This is a genomic window from Paraburkholderia sp. FW306-2-2C-D06C (genome assembly GCF_058781505.1).
This window is the reverse complement of record NZ_JBYSWU010000006.1, coordinates 1-20,078: the sequence shown is the minus strand read 5'-3', so window position 1 is coordinate 20,078 and position 20,078 is coordinate 1. Positions and strand designations below refer to the sequence as shown.

8 protein-coding genes and 1 pseudogene are annotated in these 20,078 nt (G+C 62.3%); 8 read left to right on the top strand and 1 reads right to left on the bottom strand.

The window, feature by feature from the left end; genetic code table 11:
* The first annotated feature begins 74 nt into the window (after nt 1–74).
* The 3 genes from AC3WLT_RS06210 to AC3WLT_RS06200 all read left to right on the top strand — a co-directional run bounded on the left by AC3WLT_RS06210 (nt 75) and on the right by AC3WLT_RS06200 (nt 2,244).
* On the top strand, nt 75–377 hold the full coding sequence (locus AC3WLT_RS06210) for a hypothetical protein (RefSeq protein WP_492591028.1): 303 nt from the start codon (nt 75–77) through the stop codon (nt 375–377).
* A complete protein-coding gene (locus AC3WLT_RS06205; RefSeq protein ID WP_492591027.1) occupies nt 374–1,480 on the top strand; it encodes a hypothetical protein in 1,107 nt (368 codons plus the stop codon). The genes AC3WLT_RS06210 and AC3WLT_RS06205 overlap by 4 nt, the downstream gene beginning before the upstream one ends.
* Nucleotides 1,481–1,569: 89 nt before the next feature.
* Nucleotides 1,570–2,244: a hypothetical protein gene (locus AC3WLT_RS06200; protein WP_492591026.1), complete on the top strand. Its 675-nt coding sequence runs from the start codon at nt 1,570–1,572 to the stop codon at nt 2,242–2,244.
* Between the two features lie 36 nt (nt 2,245–2,280).
* On the opposite strand, the gene AC3WLT_RS06195 is transcribed toward AC3WLT_RS06200, so the two are convergent.
* A complete protein-coding gene (locus AC3WLT_RS06195) occupies nt 2,281–2,775 on the bottom strand; it encodes a hypothetical protein (protein WP_492591025.1) in 495 nt (164 codons plus the stop codon).
* A gap of 108 nt (nt 2,776–2,883) precedes the next feature.
* On the opposite strand from AC3WLT_RS06195, the pseudogene AC3WLT_RS06190 reads away from it, so the two are divergent.
* From AC3WLT_RS06190 to AC3WLT_RS06170, 5 genes and pseudogenes are all read left to right on the top strand, one after another.
* Nucleotides 2,884–4,621, top strand: a pseudogene (locus AC3WLT_RS06190) (filamentous hemagglutinin).
* A gap of 8 nt (nt 4,622–4,629) precedes the next feature.
* Complete coding sequence (locus AC3WLT_RS06185; protein WP_492591024.1) at nt 4,630–6,471, top strand: ShlB/FhaC/HecB family hemolysin secretion/activation protein; 1,842 nt, start codon at nt 4,630–4,632, stop codon at nt 6,469–6,471.
* 10 nt (nt 6,472–6,481) lie between these two features.
* Complete coding sequence (locus AC3WLT_RS06180) at nt 6,482–7,399, top strand: peptidylprolyl isomerase (protein WP_492591023.1); 918 nt, start codon at nt 6,482–6,484, stop codon at nt 7,397–7,399.
* A gap of 126 nt (nt 7,400–7,525) precedes the next feature.
* Nucleotides 7,526–19,333 carry a two-partner secretion domain-containing protein gene (locus tag AC3WLT_RS06175; RefSeq protein ID WP_492591022.1) on the top strand — a complete coding sequence of 3,936 codons (11,808 nt, stop codon included), beginning with the start codon at nt 7,526–7,528 and terminating at the stop codon, nt 19,331–19,333.
* The gene (locus tag AC3WLT_RS06170; protein ID WP_492591021.1) at nt 19,330–19,884 is read left to right on the top strand and encodes a hypothetical protein; all 555 of its coding nucleotides are present in this window, start codon (nt 19,330–19,332) and stop codon (nt 19,882–19,884) included. The genes AC3WLT_RS06175 and AC3WLT_RS06170 overlap by 4 nt, the downstream gene beginning before the upstream one ends.
* Nucleotides 19,885–20,078 lie beyond the last annotated feature (194 nt).

The window sequence follows — 20,078 nt, the reverse complement described above, 5'->3', positions numbered from 1 at the left end:
ATCATTCTTTATAGTGTTGGCCAACTGGATATGGCCGCAGAAGTTTCCTCTGCGCGCAAGATTCGGGCGAAAGGATGACTGACCTGTACAACTGGCAGTTGCATCCGAACGAAAAGCAGAAGCTGGCGCAGTTGCAGAAGGGTGAGACGCCAGAGGAACAGCAACGCCTGCCGGATGCGGCGTGTTATCTGGTGCAATGCGCGGCGCAACTGTCGGATACGCTCGAGCACTTCCGCCTCTACCCAGCAATGCCAAAAAAGTCGATCGACTCGCCGGGGAAGGTCGTAAGGATGAGCGACAATTCACTCGACGAGCCGATACCGCTGACGAGCGCGCGCAGCACGACTGACGCAACAACACAACGGGGTTGCAATTGAACCAGAACAACAAAAATAGCTATGCATGGGTATGCATGGTCTGCGGCACATCAAACGATGTCGGCCATTGCACGCAATGTGGATGCCCGTCTGAAGTCGAGGGGCGCGAGCTTGCGTATCGACAGAAGGCGTTCCGGCAGGGCATTGAATATAGTGAAGAGCCGGTTGCGGTACCAGCTAATCAGTTGCCGCTGCACGAGTTGCCACGCTTCTGGCTACTGCGGTGGATCGTAAGGCACTGGCGTGGATGGTATTCGCTTGGTGTCAGTTACTGGCTAAATGGGTTGCCGCGCATGGCATTGCTGATCGTGCTTATGGCACTCGTTCGTACGCGGCCCGTGGTTGCGCATCGACTGGATATCTGGCTGATCCTGCTGATTGAACTCGTGCTGCTGACGTATATATGGCTCGGGTTGGGAATATGGCGTTCGGCGCGCAGGCATATCGCCGAAACGGGGCGGCGCCTCTGGGCTCGTTGCGCACAGATCGTTGTCGTGCTCGGCGCGTTTGCTGCGGCGTTCGCTTTTATAGGTAACGTCAGCACCGTGACCCAGGAGCTTGCGCTGTATCGTACGCTGGATAACATGCCAAAGTTGTCAGTCACGACGGATGCACGGGGCACCAAGCTATATGTCCGCGGCACCCTGGTACGTGGGGCGGGCGACGCGATTGCCGCTGCAATCGCGGAGTACCCAATGCTTCGCGTTGTGCAGCTCTCTGGTCCAGGCGGTCTTCTGGATGAAGCTCGCATTGTTGGCAACGCTGTAAAGGATCGCCAGCTTGCGACATTCGTCGCGACCGAGTGCGATAGCGCGTGCACGTTGATCTTCATGTCGAGCTCTCGCCGTGTTCTGCATCGCTCTGCATCGTTAGGTTTTCACAGTCCGATCATGGCGCCTTTGACGGTCGCCAACCTGTTTGCGTACGCTGCCCAGATGCGCACCGAATTGATCCAGCTGGGTGCTACACCGAACTTTGCTGCTCTGGCGTCATCCATTGACTCCCAGACGTTATGGCGTCCCGATGCCGAAACGTTGTTGGCTAATCACGTGGTCACCAGCCTGACGGATGCCATGGATTGGAATGGCCTGGCGGCAAATTAATCGTGAATTCGGAATTCAGCAAGATGAATACACGACGACTTCAACAAGAAGCCTCCGGATTCGGTCAGCCGTTCTGATTGGCTATGTCCGTGAATAACAAAGGACGCGCAAAAAAGCCCTTGCAGCTTTTGTGCTTCCCGCATTTTGGGCGTTCGCTGTTGCGAAAGCCCATTCATGGTGCAGTTCTTTTCTCAACCTCAATCCATCACGCTATGAAACGCCTCCTCCTCATCGGCCTCTGCCTGTCAACCACCTCTGCGTTTGCCGCCGGTCAGGTGTTACTGGAAACCCCAGTCACCTACGCTCCGGACGCCAGCGTGGTCGACAAGATCAAGAACGAATGCCACATCGAAGACATGCTGACGCGCCACGTAGGCGAGGCACTTCGCAAGATCAACAGAATCGGCGACGGCACCATCGCATCGCAAACCGACGCGGGCGATGCAAAGATTCTCAGATTGCAGATCACCCACGTACTGGGCGTCGGCGGCGGCGCATGGAGTGGACCCAAGGCTACGATGGTGACTGCGGATCTGATTGAAGACGGCAAGGTCACCCGTCACACCAAGATTAACCGCTGGTCGATCGGCGGCGTGTGGGGCGCGTTCAAAGGAAGCTGTTCGATTCTCGATCGCACGACCATTGTGATCAGCAAGGACCTGAGCCGTTGGGTGCGCGACCCGTCCTATGAGATCAAGGAAGAGGCGCCGCCTAAAGAGGCTTCCGCACCGACGGCTCAAATCGATCCGGCGAAGGCCGAATAATCCTGCGTCCAGCAGCGGACGCACACGCCGTTGAACTCAGGCGCGAACTCGTTCGACGCACAGAACGTGCAGAACGACATGGCCGTCCAGGAGGGGGCGGTGCAGCTCGGGATGTCGGCGCCCGGCCTCTGTTGGACCGGGGCAGCCATCCACGTGCACAGGCACCGCAACCAAAAAATAACATGACGCAAACAGACCAAATGTCAAAAAAACACTGGCCACACTGACCATCGCGACCACTCTCGCGTCAATGCTCGCATTGACCGGCTGCGCCCATCGGCGTGCTCCGGCGGACCAGACCGCAGTGCGGCAAGAAGAGACACGCGCCCGGCAACTCCAAGCGGAAAACGCCGCCGACCCGAATGCAGCGAAGCTGACGTTCACCTCCAGCGGAATGCCGATGGGCGTCATGTACTGGAAGAGCACGTCGACGCAGGCGTGCAGCGGCTTCGAGCCTGTCGGCCACGTTTTCCACAGCGGCAGGGAGGTCCTGCTGCCGGGGATTGCGAACTTGACGGAGAAGCTTAACAAGGCGCTGCTTCGTAACGAAACCTCGCGGGAGCAATATGTACAGCCCGGTGTACCCGTCTAGGTGAGAGGTCTTTTCGGGGCTGAAGTGCCGGAACGCCATTCCGATTCATGGGGACCGCTTGTCGCATCGTCGCGGGCCTCCCGGAACGCGACGTCGTGCTCGACACGGCGACCGGCACGATTGTCGTCGGGCCGCAGGGACTGTCGAGCGCGCTGATCGGGCTCGATCTGATCGCGAAGAATGTGCAGATCAACGGGCCGCTCACCAATGGCTTCACGTCGCAGACCGCCTACGTGCGCGCCGTGGCCGGCAGCAGTCACGTCACGCTGAATACGGCGGTTTCGCCGAACGACAACAGCAACGACTGGCTTACATTGAGTCCGTCCGCGAGCGCGGCCACCGCCAGTTCATTCGCCATCGACATCACCGCCGCCGGCAGCCTCACGAGCGGGCGCGTGCAACTGATCGTCACCGACAAAGGCCCCGGCGTGCGCAGCGCCGGGCCGATGAACGCGACGCTCGGCGATTTCACACTGTCGTCGAACGGTTCGGTGCAGTTCTCGAACACGTCGCTGACGGCGCAGAACAACCTCGATCTGCAGGTGCAGGACAGCGTCGCGTTGTCGGATATGAAGCTGAAAGCGAGCAACGGCTCCGCGACGCTGACCGCAAGCGGTGCGGTCAGCCTGACAGGCAGCAGCCTGCTTGCCAACGCCGGCATCGATGTGAGCGGCGCGGGCATCGCGCTCACACAGGACGCCACGGCGCAAGCGGTGATCGCTTCGGCGACCAGCGGCGTGGTGCTGACCAGCACCGGCGACATCACCAACGTCGGTTCGCTGATCCAGGGCCAGCAGAAGAACACACTCGATACGGCGTCGCTCGGTGCGGTCACGCTGAATGCGACGGGCAACGTGTTGAACCAGTCGACGCCCACGGGCCTGCTCGGCGTCGTGTTCGGTGTGAACGGCGATGTGTCCGTGACGGCCGGTGGTTCCGTGACGAATCAGAACGCGCGCATTCTGTCGAACCAGAACCTGACGATCACCGCGGGCGGCGACGTCGACAACATCGTCGATCATTCGACCGGTGTGAACGGCGGCGCGCCGGTCAGCTATTCGGACCGCAGCTGGCGCCTGATTTTCGTCGAACATCGCGACGACGGTTTCAACGTTGACTACGGCGCGATCGGCGATCCGACCAAACTCTCGTACATGACTGCCAACGCCGGCAACGTGACGGTTGCCGCGCAGAACGTTCACAACATCGGCGGCACGATACTCGCGCAAGTCGATCCGAAGAGCCCGACGGCCGGCGGCTCGATTTCGATCACCGCGCGCGACCAGTTGCTGACGCAGGCCATCTTTACCGGCCAGGCGTCGTTTCATCGAACGTGTTTCATTTTCTGCAGTTCGAGTTCGTCGAGCAGCGTGCAGGGCTACGGCGGCGTGATTCAGGCAAACAATGACATCAACCTGAAAGCGGGTACGCAGATCACCAATACGGGTGGCCTCGTGTCGGCGGATGGCGCGCTTAAACTCGACGCCCCGAGAACTCTCGCACAAGCCGTACTCGGCTACACCGCGATTAACCGCACGCACGATCTCAAGGCGTGGTTCGGCAACGCATGGTCGGCGATCTTCGCGGCCGATACCGGTGGCCTCTTCATTGGCGGTTCGGGTCAGGTCCAATTGACGGGTGAGGCCGATATCGACGGCGGCGTGTTCAACGCGCCGGGCGGTATTCAGGCGGCCGGCGGCGTCAACACGATACGCAAGCCGTACACCGCGCCGGTCACGATCGGCAATCACAACCACCGGGCTCGTGTCGTGGTTCGGGCTATGAAGCCGCCTATGACGCGGGCCATCAAGCGCGCTATCAAGCGCCGCACACCCCAGCTCGCGCGCTGCACGCTGGCGATACTCGCCGGCGCGGCGGCGGCGCGTGGCTTCGCGCAAACGCCGCCGGGTTTGCCGAACGCCGCCGCATTGGGCGGCGCGCCCTTCGGTGCACCTATCCGCGCCGAACAGGACCCCGCTCAACGGCTGTTGCAGGAACAACGCGATCGCCAGCGGCGCGAGGAAATCCAGCAACCGCCCGCGCAGATCGAGGTGCCGCAACCGACGGTGGTCAATCTGCCCGAAGGCGCGGATGTCGAAACACTGCCGGACGTCGAGCCGCTGTTCAGGATCGACCACATCGAGTTTATCGGCGACAGCGTGCTCGGCTCGTCCGAGCTCGAAAAGATTGCCGCGCCGTTCATCGGCAAACAGCTCGGCCGAAATCGCATCAACCTGCTGCTGCGCCGCGTGACCGAAGCGTTCATCGCGCGCGGCTACATCACGACGCGCGCGTATCTCGGCGCGCAGAATCTCGCCTCCGGCACGCTGAAGATCAACATCGTCGACGGCAAGGTGTCGGCCTTCACGCTGAACGGTCATCCACTGCGTCCGCGCGATCCGAACGAGCCGTGGTACACGACGCACGGCGGCGGTCTGCTGACCGACGCGGGCACCGCGTGGGCCTTCGGCGACAGCCCCGGCGACGTGTTGCGCCTGCCCGATCTCGAACAGGGCGTCGACCAGATCAACCGGCTGCGCCGCAACCAGGCCGAGATCCAGATCATGCCCGGTGAGACGCCGGGCGGTTCGGTGGTGGCCATTACGAACCACTACGGCGACCGCGTTTTCTACGACCTCGGGATCGACAACTACGGCAGTTCGCAAACCGGCACGCTGCGTTATCGCGCCGGCGTGGACGCGGACAACCTGATCGGCTTGCAGGAGTCGCTGTCGTTCAACTACGTCGGCACGCAGGACAGCAACGCGGTGGTGTTTTCCGCCGCGGCGCCATACGGCTATCAGACCTTCAGCTACACGACGTCGCTGTCCGAATACCAGCAGACCATCAGCGACGTCGCTTTGCTTCAAGGCCGTACGTTCAGCCAGATTCTCGGCTGGAGCGACGTGTTGGCCCGCTCGCGCGCCGGCCGCACCAGCGTCGACGTCACGCTCACCAAAATGCGCACGGAGCGCAGTCTGAACGGCAGTGAATTGTCGCCGCAGGACCTCACGGTATTGCGCGTCGGGCTGAACGGCTTGCGCAGGTTTGTCGCGCACGATCAGGCTGCGGCCGCGACGTGGGACGTCGGCGTGTCGCAAGGCTTGCCGTGGCTCTCCGCGAGCCACGACGGCACGGATATCGGCATGGCCGACGCGCACAGCCAGCTCACCAAACTCGATGCCACCGCCACGCTGCAGGTTGCGCTCGGCACGCTGGCGGGCACGCAATGGACCTATCGCGGCACCTTGCGCGCCCAGTACAGCCGCGTTGCGATGTTCGGCAACGAGCAGATCTTCCTGGGCGGCATGGATTCGGTGCGCGGCTTCACCGAAGGCGGCATCGCCGGCGACAGCGGTTTCTATCTGCGTAACGAGGCCGCCTGGCAGAACGTGCCGGTCTGGCATGACGCGCGCCTCGAACCCTACGTGTTTCTCGACGGCGGCAAATCGCATCTGGTCGCGCGGGGCGGCTGGCCGACGCTGATGGGTACCGGCGTCGGCGCCCGCGCGCAATGGCGCTACAAAACGCAAACCGTCACCAGCGAGGTGCTGCTCGGGCAGGCCTTGCTTCAACCCGCCGCACTCGGAAAAAAAGCCACCGTGCTGCTCGCGACACTCAACTGGTCACTCTGAAGAGGTTCATATGAAACATCGTCCGCTCGTAGTCAGGATTCGCCACGCGACGCTGATTGCCACGCTCGCCACACTCGGTCTCGCGGCCGGTTTTCTGCCCGCCGCGCACGCGGCCAACAAGCCGTCGGCGAAACCTCCAGCCGACAAGGCAGCGGATGCCGTCGGCGGTCCGCTGCCTGCCAACGGCGTGGCGCGCGTCAACAACGTTGTGATTACGCAAGACCAACTCGACCAGGCCGTACGTGCGCTGAACGTGCCGGACACGCCTGCATTGCGCGCGTCGGTGAAGAATCAGCTGATCGCGCGTGAGCTGTTCCGCCAGGCCGCTGAAAAACAGCACTACGAATCGCGCCCGCAAGTCGTGGCCGCTGTCGAGCAGGCGAAGACGGCCGCGATGACCGCTGCGTATCTGCGCGACCAGGTGAAGCCCGCACCGGTGACCGATGCCGATGTGAAGGCGAAGTACGACGCGATCGTCGCGACGCTAGGTGAGAACGAATACAAGCCGAGTGTGCTTGCCGTGAAAGACGCCGATACCGCGCAGACGGTGCTCACGCAACTGAAAAAGGGTACCGACTTCGCGCAACTCGCAAAGCAGTACAGCCAGGGCCCAGGCGCGGCGCAAGGCGGCGCGCTCAACTGGATTTCGTTCAAGACGCCGATCCAGCCGGGCAATACGCAGAACTGGCCGCAGCCGCTCGCCGAAGCGCTCGTCAAGCTGCCGCAAGGCGGCGTGTCGAGCGCGCCGGTGCAGGTCGGCGACGCGTACTGGATTCTGCGTGTCGACGAAAAGCGTCCGACGCAGATTCCGCAGTACGACCAGATCAAGGACACCTTGCGCAAGCAGCTCGAGCAGGTCGCGCTGGAGAAAGCCACGGCACAGGTGGTGGTCGATCTGATGAAGAACGCACGGATTCAGCAGCAATAAGAGCCTCGTATTCCAGGGGGTGCAGCGGACGGGATTAAAACCGCTGCCACGCCGTTCCGGGCTGGTCGCCCGGAACGGTGAAGAAGAAGTGCCGGAAGTAAAAAACCAGAAAAAGACGAGAGCACCATGAACACGTCCACGCGCAACGCTTTAAAACAACTCGAGCAAAACCGTCAGGCTCACGACGAGCGGCACGACAACAGCATGCAGTCCGCACGGCTGCGCTGGTCGGTGCCCATGCCTGCGCGTGCGTATCGCGTGTGGCAGCGCGCGATATCGGCGCTCGTCGCGTTGACGCTGTTCGCCGGTCCGCTCTCGATCACGTTCGAGCAGAGCCGTGACGCGGCTGGTGTGCTTGCCGCCGGCAGCCATCGTCTGGATGACGAAGCATGGCAACGCATCATTGACCTGAGCGCGGTACGGATTCGCTTTGCGATGCAAATGGCGCAGGCTGCGCCGATCGTCGATCCGACCGCACCGATCTCGTTTCAGCCGAAGCTCACGCAGACCACCGGCGCGGGCGGCGGCGTGCCTGTCGTGAACATCACGGCGCCGAACGCAGCGGGGATTTCGCTCAACAAATACCAGAGCTTCAACATCGATCCGGTCGGGCTGATCCTGAATAACAGCCTGATGGCCGGCACGTCGCTCACGGGCGGCGACCTGCAGGCGAACCCGAATCTCGCGGGCCGCACGGCGAGCGTGATCGTCAACCAGGTGACGTCGACGGGCGCCGCGTACGCGAGCTTGCTCAACGGACCGCTCGAAGTGTTCGGTGCGCCCGCCACTGTCATCATCGCGAACCCGAACGGCATCACGACGAACGGTACCGGCTTTACGAATACGATCGGCGTCACGCTGTCGAACGGTACGCCGCAGTTCCTGAGCGACCTCAAGGGCACGGTCACTGACTTCAATAACGCGCAGGCGGTCGGCTATAGCGTGACCGGCGGCCATATCCAGATCGAAGGCAACGCGGGCGTGAACGGTCCCGGTGCGGGGATCGAAGGCACCGTCGGCACGATCGACCTGATCGGCGAGACCATCGGCATCAATGCGCCGCTGTATGCCGGCTCGCGAATCAACGCGATTGCCGGGCGCCAGTTCGTGCTGCCGTCGGCGGTGACGAGCACTGGCACCGCGTATGCGACGTCGGCGAACGGTTCGGACAATTCCGCCAACGCGATCAACGGCGCGAACGGCCGCGCCAACAACGGCCTCGCCATCGACGCCACCGCGTTCGGCGCGATGACCGCCGGCCAGATCCAGGTGATCGGCACGGCGGCCGGCATGGGCGTGCGCACCGACGCGCAGATGGCGGCGAATACCGGTGACCTGCTGCTGTCGTCGAATGGCGATCTGACCGTGAACGGTTCGGCCGCGCAACAGCAGGCGACGCTGCAGGCCGCAGGCAATCTGTCGATGACCGGTGCGCACGTCGGCATCAGCGGCTACACGATCAACGCGAACGGCGATGTCACCTCGACCGGTACGATCCAGACCGGCGGCAAGCTCGCGGTGACGGCGGGCGGCAACGTCAACGTAGCGAACGCGCAATCGAACGGCGACACGGCGATCACCGGCGGCGCGAACGTCACGCTCGGCAACGTGCAGACGGGCGGCGCGCTGGCCGTAAACGCGCAAGGCCACGACGGCGCGGGCGACATCAATCTGAACGGCACCTCGGTGATGAGCGGCGCGACGAGCCTGCAGGCCGCGCGCGACATCAACGTGAACGGGCAGACGAACGGCAGCACGCTGCAGGTCACCGCGCAACGCAACGTCAACGTGAACGCGGCGTTGCAAACATCGAGCGATCTGGCGTTGGGCGCGACGCAAGGCAGCGTGACTACCAACGCGACCGTCAAGAGCGGCAATGACCTTGCGTTGAGTGCCGGCAAGAACGTGAGCGTGAACGGACAGGCCACCGCGCAGAATGCGGTCACGGTGACGACCGGGCAGGACTTCGCGGTGAGCGGCTCGCTCGCCAGCGGGTCGACGCTGGCCGCCAACGTGGCGCGCGATATCTCGGTAGCGGGCTCGTTGCTCGTGGGCACCGACGCGCAGGTGAGCGCCGGACGTAACGTCGACGTGCCTGGCGTCGTGATCGTGCAGCGGGACGGCGCATTCAACGCACAGAACAATCTCACGGGTAGCGGTTCGGCGGCTTTCGGCCAGAGCGGCACGCTGACCACCGGCCAGGACGTCGCGTTCACCGGCAAGCTGCTGGCCAACGGGTTGCAAGTGACGGCGGGCAACAACGCGAGCGTCGCCGATGTGCAGGCGGGCGGCGCGTTCAACATCGCGGCGAACGGGATCACGAGCAACCCGGGCGGCGGCGGTGACGTGACCTTCAACGGCAATGCGGCGGTGGTCGGCGCGACGAACGTGCAGGCGGCGCGCGACGTGCTCGTCAACGGCACGCTGGCGGGCGGTTCGCAAGTCGCGCTGACGGCGCAGCGCAACGTCACCGTGGCGACGAGCGGCACCGTGCAGGCGGTCGGCGATCTGTCGGTCGCGGCGGTAAACGGCAGCGTGAATTCGGGCGGCACGTTGAACGGCGCGTCGAACCTCGTCGTCAACGGCGCGCAGGATGTTGCGCTGACCGGCGCGACGAGCGTGACCGGCGATACGACGCTGACAGCCGGGCATGATCTGACCATCGGCGGCACGCTCGCGGGCCAGGGCGCGGCGACGCTCAGCGCGGGGCATGACGTGGTCGCGGGCGGCAGCAGCGGCTTCGTCAAGGACACGAATGTCACGGCGGCGAACGATCTGTCGGTGACCGGCGCGCTGCAAGGCGCGGGCGTTTCGCTGACGGCGGGCCGCTCGGTGGCATTGAACAACGTGCAGGCGAACTCGGCGCTGCAGGTCGCGGCGAACGGCGGCACGCTGGCGGTCAACGGCCTTGTCGCATCGCTGTCGACCGCGTCGCTGACCTCGGCCGGCGATACGTCGGTGAGCGGCGCGCTGCAGAGCGCGAACGCATTGAGCGTGACGAGCGGCGGCAACACGTCGATCTCGGGCAGCGTCGCGTCGAACGGTGACGTGACGTTGAAGAACGCAGCCGGCTCGTTGACGAGCACCGGCAACATCCAGTCCGGCGACAATCTGCTGATCGACGCGGCGCAGTCCGTCGACCTCGGTGCACAGGGCACGTCCGCACTCGGCGACCTGACGGTCAAAGCCGGCCAGAACCTGACGATGAACGGTTCTGTGGTCGCACAGGGCAACGGCACGCTGACGGCCGGCGGCACGATTGCCGGCGCGGCGACCAGCGCGTTCGGTCTCGCGGCGAACGTCAGTTCCGGCGGCGATACGAACCTGACCGGTTCGCTGCGCGGCGGCTCGGTGCAGACGACGGCGGGCGGCTCGGCATCGCTGCATGACGTGCAGGCGGCATCGAGCCTCGCACTGGCAGCCATTCAGGATCTGAACATCACCGGTGCGGTGACGGGCGGCGCGGCGGTTACGCTGAACGCAGGCCAGAACATCGGCATTAGCGGTTCGATCCAGTCGGCTAACGACACCACGTTGGCCGCGCAGAACGGCAGCGTCGGCTCGACGGGCACGATCGCCAGCAACGGCGCGTTCAACGTGCAGGCCGGCTCCGATGTCAACCTCGGCGGCACGACTACCGTCGCGCTCGACACCACGCTCAACGCAACACGCGACGTCAACGTGACCGGCATGCTCGCCGGGCAAGGGCAGGGCATCGTTACTGCGGGCCGTGATATCGGCGGCGCGGGCACGATGACCTTCACGCAGGCGGCCACGCTCAATGCGGGCCGTGATGTGGCGCAGGGTGGGTTGATCCAGGGTCAGGCCGTTCAAGTAACGGCCGCGGGGAACATCGGCGTGAATAACGTCGAGTCGGCGAGCACGATCGCGTTGGTTGCGAATGGATCGAACCCTGCTACAGGGCCGGGCAACCTTACCGTCAACGGATCGGTCGCTTCCGCGGGTGCGGTCACGGCGACGGCGCAGAACGACGTGACCGTGAGCTCGACGGGCAAGATTGCGAGCGGCACGACGGTCGGCATGAACGCGCAACATGATATCAATGTCGCAGGCGCGGTCGAGTCGGTCGGCGACGCGGTGCTCAATGCGCAGCAGGGCAGTCTGAATGCGACGGGCGGTATCAATAGCGGCGGCAAGCTGAACATCACGACGGGGCTCGATCTGTCGCTTGGCGCGAGCACGAGTGCAGTCGGCGACACGACGTTGAATGCGGGCCGCGACGCGTTGCTGAACGGCTTGCTGATCGGCCAGGCGAACGGCTTCGTGACGGCGGGGCGCGACATCAGCGGCGCGGGTACGCAAGCGTTTACGCAGGCGGCGAACTACACGGCGCAGAGTGATATCGCGCTAACCGGTGGCGTTCAGGCGAACGTTATCAATGCGCTGGGTGGCAACAGCGCCACGCTGCACGACGTCAATTCGGCGACGACCTTGACGCTTACTGCAAACGGCAACGCAGGTGGTGGCGATGCGGCGATCACGGGTACGGCGACGGCACCCGGTTTGGTCATGCTAAGCGGCGCGCGCGACGTGCTTGTCAGCGGTTCGTCGACCACCGGCGATTCGTTGACGCTTGCCGCGCAACGCAATGTGTCGGTGAGTGGCACCGTACAAACGACGGCCGGCGATCTCACTGCTACGACGGCGACCGGCAGCATTGCGCTGACCGGCACCGCGACCACGTCTGGCGCATTGAACCTGACGTCCGCGCTCGATACGCAACTCGGTGGCACGATCAACGCGGCCAAGGATATGACCGTGCAGGCGGGCCGCGACATCATACTGACTGGCGCGCTCGCCGGCCAACTCGGCGGTACGTTGACGGCATCGCACGATATCAACGGCGCGGGCACGGCGGCGTTTGCTCAGGCGGCGACGCTGAATGCATCGCACGACCTTGCATTGACCGGCGCGCTGCAAGGCGCGAGCGTCACGGTGACGGGTGGCAACAACGCGGGCTTGGGCAGCGTGCAGGCGGTGACCGGCAACCTTGCCGTGACCGCGAACGGTAACGCGGGCGGTGGCGATGTGACGCTCGGCGGCACGGCTACGGCACTCGGTACGCTGGTACTGCAGGCGGCACGCGACATCGGCGTGAGTGGCGCGATCAACACAGGCGGTACGACGACGATCGATGCCGCGCGCAATATCACGCTCGCCGACGTTAACTCGGCAGGCGATCTGACGCTCACTGCGACCAGCGGCAACGCGGGTGCAGGGAATGTCACGACGCAAGGCGATCTGAATGCGAATGCGGGCCAGGCGCTGACGTTCTTCGGCGCGACGACGGTGGGCGGCAATGCGCAGCTCACGTCGGGCGGCGACATGACGTTGACGGGCGGCATCGGTGCGCAGAGCGTGGGCACGTTGACGGCGGGCGGTTCGATTAGCGCGACTTCCGTCGCGTTCGGCCAGCAGGCGACGTTGAACGCGGGCGGCAGCATCGGCGTGACCGGCGGTGTCGTAACGAACGGCGCATTGAATGCGACGGCGGGCAATGGCCTCTCGATGGGTTCCGCGCAAGCCGGCGGCGCGATTGTGTTGCAGGCGCAAGGACACAACGGTGCGGGCGACGTGAACGTGGGCGGCACGCTTGCATCAGGAGCGGCGGTCAGCGTGACGGCGGCGCGCGATGCGACGATCGTCGGCAACGCTAGCAGCACCGACAAGCTCACCGTGACGGCGAGCCGTAACCTCACGGCAAGCGGTACTGTCGGTGCGAATTCCGATGTGACGCTGACTGCGACGGGCCGCAATCTGAGCGTCGGCGGTGCGGTTACTAGTCAGGGAAATTTGAAGGCCACTTCGGGCGGCACGCTGGCGCTGAATGGTGAACTCGTCAACGGCGATACGACGCTGACCTCGGGCGGTACCACGACGTTGACCGGCTCGTTCCTCGGCCTCGGTCTCGCGACGATCAACGCGGGCGGTTCGGTGAACGGCGGCGGCGCGCTGACGTTCGGCAAGGACATCACGATCGGCGCGGGCGCAGGCATCACGCTTGGCGGGATTCAGGGTGCGGGACTGTTTACGGCGACTTCGGTCGGCGATATGTCGCTCGGCGCGACGACGGCGGTGGGTAATGTCACGGCCAGGTCTACGAGTGGCAGTGTGACTTTCGGTGGTGACTTGCAGTCGGGTGGCAACGTTGCGATTCAGGCCGCGCGGGATGCGACGGTGACGGGCGCGGTGTCGTCGATGGACACGGTGAATGTCACGGGGACGCAGGGCAACGTGACCGTGGCCGGTGTGTCGTCGAACGGCGATACGACGATGAGCGCCGGACAGACGCTCACGTTGAGCGGCACGAGCACGGTCGCGGGGCAGTTTACGTTGAGCGGCGGCAACGTCACGTTGAGTGGCTCGCAAGGCGGCTCGAAGAACGTCACGGTGACTGCGCAAGGGACGCTCGATGCGAGTAATGCGTCAATGATGTCGACGGGAAATATGCAGTTCAGCGGCACGAATGTGACGCTGGGGACGGCGATTGTCGGTGGGGCGTTGACGGCGACGGCTTCGAACCAGTTGTCGCTGGTGGGGCCAACGGTGGATGTGGTTGGGGCGGCTACGTTGACTTCGGGGAATGGGTTTTATAACGCGAGCCAGGTGCTCTCGGGTGGGACGCTGTATGTGTCCGCGCCGAATCTGACCAATGCGGCGAATGCGTCGCTGGCGTCGACCAATACGACGACGATCAATGCGACGACCTTTACCAACGCGGGGCTGGTGAACGGCTCGACGACCAACGTCACGGTCGCTGGTGGGTTGAACAATACGGGCGGTTCGTTGATGGCGGTGAATAGTCTGTCGATCAACACGGGCTCGCTGAACAATCAGAACGGGATCATCTTTGCTGGCAATCCGAATACGCCCAATGGACCGACGACCGGTGATGTCTCACTGACGATCAACGGTGGCGACGGTTCGTTCAATAACGTCAGTGGACAGTTGCTCGCGCAACGCAATATGGGCGTCAGCGCTACGAACATGGCGCTCGACCCATCGCAGGGGACGATTAGCCAGGGCGGTCAGCTTTCCATTACCGCGGCGTCGATCAATAACACCGGGACGTGGAATTACGGCGGCCAGGGCGTGACGTTGACGGGCCTGAACGGCATCAACAACTACGGCACGATGACCGGGACGGCGGCGTTGACGCTTTCCACCAATGGCACTTTCACGAACTTCGGGCAGGTCACGGGTAGCAATGTGACGTTCAACGGGACGTTGAACAACGTCGCCGGCGCGGTGATGCATGCGGATAACACGCTGGCGCTGAACGGAAATACGACGAATCGCGGGACGGTTGAAGCCAGCGGTCTGCTCTCGGTGACCGGAGGGAATTACGACAACCAGGGCGCGACGACGCAATCGAAGGGGGATGCCAACTTCAATATTGGCGGGACGCTGACTAACACCGGTGGGTCGATATTCGCGGGGAACGACGTCAACATTAACGCGGGTGCGGTTGTTAATGATCAGACGGCACCGACGGGATCGACGACGACGACGACGACAATCAGCGACCCGTCACTATTGTGGTCCGGCGTGGTCGGCCAGGTCGCGGTCAACCTGCAGAGTTACGCAGGCGGGGACACGGGCGCGCTTTACACCGAGACGCAGAATTTCACGGCGACACTCGGTGGCCTGCTTTCCCCGACCGGTTCGCAAACCGTGATCACCGTCACTCCTTTTAACGGTGATTGTGTCGAGGATTGCGGACTTGATGCGGGCCAGCCGGTTGCCGGTTCGGGGGTCGTCTACTTCAACAAGTATCTGGTCACTACGGGCCCGGATGGACAGAGTCAGGACCTCTGGTATGTCGGTGCCGCGCCCGATCCGCACGCGCTTGCGACGGCCTCTTTTACGTTGCCGACTGTGTACCAGACAAGCACCACGCAGCAGGCCGGAACATCCGGCGTGATTTCGGCGGGCAATTCGATCTCGCTTACCGCCGGATCGCTGTCGAATAAGGGCGGGCAGATTGCTGCGCAAGGTAATGTCACGCTCAACGTGCAGTCGCTGACCAACGGCGCCGTCGCGCCTACTACGACCGCGCAGACGACCATTACGGCCGATCCGACGCAATACGCATCGCTGCTGTCGCAACTCGCATCACTGGGCACGATTGCCATACCGGGCACGGGGAATCCGACCGGCGCATACGGGTGTTCGCAAGGCGATTATTGTCTGGTGGGCAACGTATTGCAGCCGACACAGTTTGTCATCAACCCGTCTTCACCGCCGCCCACGGCGAGTGGCTCACTGGTGTCGACCACGCCGACGGGCATGGTCGCTGCAGGCAACAATCTGGCTATTTACGGTGGCAATCTCGTCAACGCGGGTCTGCTCTACGCTGGTAACAACGTCCAGATTGGAGCAGCAAGCCTCACTAACCAGGGCGGCAACCAGCAGAACTATTCGACTCAGACAGGCTGTGCGGCGGGAGTCCCGAACTCGGCATGCGGCACCGCCGGCAACACGCGCGGCTCCAACCCGACCACGACGACCTTCGGCTACAGCCAGAACGACGCAACGATCTACGCGGGTAACGACCTCGTTATCGCCGCAGGCCAGATAAATAACACATTCGGCAACCTGCTTGCGGGTCACGACATCGTGATCGGCGGTGTCGGTACGACGGCAAGTTCCACGACACCTGCTGGCAGCCTGAACAACACGTCGGGCAACATTGTCGCGGGCAACAACATCACGTTGAACGTCTCGGGCGCAATCACGAACAACTTGCCCCCGCCTGTGCCGGTTCACGAGAACTATGGCTCGAAGGAACAGTATTCGGGTTGTATGACCGCAGGTGGCTACAAGGAAAGCTACTGCGAAGGTTATGTCGATCAGCAATCGGCTAGCTCGTCGGTCATTAGCGCCGGTAACAACCTGCAGATCAACGCGGGCAGCCTGACCAACATCGGCAGCCTGATTGCAGCGGGCAATTCGGCGACGATTGCGGTCGCCGGTCCGGTGGTCAATGAAGCACAAACGCTGAACGCCTACTGGCACTCGCATTGGGTGCAGGAAACCGGCATGTTCAGCAGTGACAAGCGCCACGACGTGTGGGCATGCGGGTCGCCTGCGGAATGCACGGCGCTCTACGGCAGTGCCTATACGAACACGGGCGGCACGATCGACCCGCCGCAACCGGTCGGCAACATTGCGGCCACGATTCAGGCGCCGAATCTGTCGATCACGTCGGGCGGTCAGATTCAGAACGTGGGTAACGTGATCGGTACGTCCGTGACGTTGACCGGTCAGAAGCTCATCAATGGCATCACGACGTCGAACACTTATACGCCGCGCGTGAATGCGCCGTCGCAGGTCATTTCGCTGAGTCCGGTGGATTTGCCGGGGTTGAATCTGTCGATGCCGCATGCGGTTGGCGGGACGATTCCAACGCCGGTGGCCGGTAAGGCTTCGTACGTCGACAATTCGCTTGGATCGTCAGCGATTGGCAATCTGGGCCCACAGGATCTGCTCAAGGCGTTGCCGCCTAACCTGCAACCGAGCTCGACGCTGTTCTACTACAACCCGCAAGAAGAGGACCTGATGCTGCAGCAGGCTGCTTTGCAGCAAACAGGCAAGGCGAGCTTTATCGACGGGTTGACGTACGACAGCAAGACCGGCATATCTGTGACGGAGCAGGAGAAGCAGTACCTGTATCAGAACGCGCTCGACTATGCGACGACGAACAACCTGCAGCTCGGCGATGCGCTGACGCAGACGCAGATCAATGCGCTCGACAAGCCGATGCTTTGGTATGTCGAGCAGACTGTGCCGGATCCGTCCTGCACCGCAACGGGTACGGCGACCTGTCCGACCATCACTGCGCTGATGCCGCAGGTTTATCTGCCGAGCAATACGAGCGCGATGTCGGCGGGCGGGAATATCTCGGGACAGAACGTCACGCTTAACTTTGACAAGGGTAGCGGCGGCAGCATTCTGAGCACCGGAAGCATCACGGCTTCCGAAACGCTGACGATCAACACGGACACGTTGACCAACCAGGCGAACCAGGTCGACGTTGGCCAGATCTGGGCCAAGGTCAAGGGCGGTTACGTCGACACGACGGGTACGACGGTTCAGCCGGGCGGCTTCATGAGCGCGGCGAACATGGATCTCAACGTGCAGACGTTGGATCAGATCGGCGGCGCATTGCAGAAGCTCAACGCGGACGGCACGGTCGATCAGGCCGGCACGCAGCAGTTGCTTGCGACGCTGCAGCAGCAGCTCGGCACGAACTTCACGCAGACCACGGTTAGTGACAATCTCCACACGGACTTCGTGAAGGATGGCGGCGGGTTACCGACTTTCGTGGTCGCTGCAATTGCGATCGCGGCGTCGATTGTGACGGCTGGGGCGGCGGCTGCGGCGTTTGGCGTCGTGATGCCCCAATTAACCTTGGGCACGGTACTCGTCGGCGCTCTCGGCGGCATGGTCGGCAGTATCGCAGGCCAACTCGCCTCGGGGCAGGGGCTGAACTTCGGCCAGATTCTTGAGGCCGGAGCAGTAGGTGGCTTGACTGCCGGTGCCTTCGCTGGGCTCTCGCAGGCTGGTATGGGTTTCGCCAATCTTCAACAGGCTGGAACCAATATAGCCAATGGGACTTTTGGAGTGGCAGACCTGCCGAAGGTTCTCGAAACCATCGCGGCTCGCGGTGTAGTTAGTGCCGGCATCGACACTACGGTATACGGCGGCAGTTTTGGACAGGCCCTTGAGGGCAGCGTAATAGCGGACGTGGGCGCGGTTGGCGCTGGTGCAATTGGCGTTGAATCGACAAAAAATCCGTTGATGGCGGAGAACACACCTGGATATGTCCTCGCACATGCTGCACTCGGGTGTGTCGTCTCCGCAGCAGAAGGTAATGGTTGCGCAGGCGGGGCAATCGGTGGAGCGGCTAGCGCAATTGTTGCTCCAATGGTGCGAGATGGTCTGTACGACAAGTCGGACACGACAACGAACACGCAGAATTTCGATGGCTCCGTCACCCAAGTCACAAGTTATGAAAACCCTCTCTACAACGCCCTAGTTGCTGGCGCATCCATGCTCGCTGGCGGCTCACTTGCTGGTGCTGCAGGACAGAGCAGCGTCGGCGGTCTAAGCGCAGCCGAAAACGAGGCGCTGAACAATGCACTTAGTGACAAAGAGAAACTGGTGATGAGCCATGCATACGGCTTCGCTGCGGCCCCCGTGGGGACCCTCAGTAGGGCTGATGTGCTAAATACGATGTCTCAACTCGGTACGGCCCTCAGGGATCCGAACGTAGATCCTCGCGAGCGTATGTACCTGTATTCAGCCATCATGACCGCTTATCACGCGGGCGTGCAGAGTGGCGTGTTGACACCGAACGATATGGGAAATTACGTCGCGACGGCCGTTCCCGCATTGTCATTCAGTGGTGGTGGCGAAGGCCCGATCCCGGGGGGCTTTGCGAAGAGTAGCAACGTTTTGCCGACCACCACGGGTAGCCGTACCGCAATGAACATCGGCGATGATACGGCGCCGATTTCCGATTTTACGAGCAACTATTTGTCTGGCTCAGGTGGTCGTTGGGGAACAAACGCTACGCGTCAACTCAACTACAATATCAGCCAAACGCTAATGCAGGAAGGCTATGACATTGTCGCTGGCGGCGGTATTGGTTCTGAGGAATATATTCAAGGTACGGGGCCGGGAACAAAAGGTGGTTCTTATGTGGATATCACGGCAAGAGCGCCTGATGGGTCGGTTTTAAGAGTGCAGACTGTGACGACAACGAGTGACGGAGTGACACCGACCTCGACCGAGCTAGCGGCTGCACAAAGAATTAGTTCGGCCTATCCGAAGGACACTTTGGTGCTGATTCCGAAAGGCGCGACGCAGGCACAAATTAACCAGACTCTTGGACAGATAAAGCGATGAAGCGGATATATTTTTTTGCCACTAGGGCCGACGTTTTGGCGGTTGCGGATGTAGTCGAGCATAAGGCTGCAATTAAGTACATTCTGTCGCAGCACCACCTGTTCCCCGAATACGGCGCAACGGTGCCGACCTACTTGTCAGCCTCGGAACTTCCTTTCTTGGGAACGGCCATTCGCCGGCAAACAATATTGTGCGAGAGATTTCTGGTCGTAGCGCAAGAGGCAGATGTTCTGCCATTAGAGCGAACGATAGGCGTCAAGCGGATTACGGCCTACGAGGCGGGAAATTGCGCTGACTGCGTGGAGTTCAACACTGGCGGTGTTTTATCGCAGGGGATCTTGATTAGTGGCTTGGTTCAAACTTGGTCTGATAGCAGCGAGTCACAACGTTTGATGCGGCTCTTCGCTTCGGCGATGCGGAAAGAATTTAAAGAGAAAGTGGGAGCGTTCTGGATCGGCCGAGAGGCGTATGGACTTCTTGGGAATGGTTGGCGTTTGACCCAGAATGTTGACGCCGCGCCGTTTCTTGATGTGAAACTTCCTAATAAATGAATTTTGTAAGGCTGTATAAACTCAGCTATTGAATGACCAATGACGACCGACATGCGCTCGCCATGTGCATCCGTGAGTTGGCAAGTGGTTATAGCGAAAAGGCCAGTTTGTTAAAGAGCCTCTTTTGAATTTTGAGTGGGTAGGTTTGGCGGGTCAAGGACGGGCGTAAGCCCGGCGTAGCGAATCCTTGAGGC

What these genes read in the sequence shown, in the direction of transcription:
- AC3WLT_RS06170 (WP_492591021.1), top strand. Translation starts at nt 19,330, where the DNA reads ATGAAGCGGATATATTTTTTTGCCACTAGGGCCGACGTTTTGGCGGTT.
- AC3WLT_RS06210 (WP_492591028.1), top strand. Translation starts at nt 75, where the DNA reads ATGACTGACCTGTACAACTGGCAGTTGCATCCGAACGAAAAGCAGAAG.
- AC3WLT_RS06180 (WP_492591023.1), top strand. Translation starts at nt 6,482, where the DNA reads ATGAAACATCGTCCGCTCGTAGTCAGGATTCGCCACGCGACGCTGATT.
- AC3WLT_RS06185 (WP_492591024.1), top strand. Translation starts at nt 4,630, where the DNA reads ATGACGCGGGCCATCAAGCGCGCTATCAAGCGCCGCACACCCCAGCTC.
- AC3WLT_RS06175 (WP_492591022.1), top strand. Translation starts at nt 7,526, where the DNA reads ATGAACACGTCCACGCGCAACGCTTTAAAACAACTCGAGCAAAACCGT.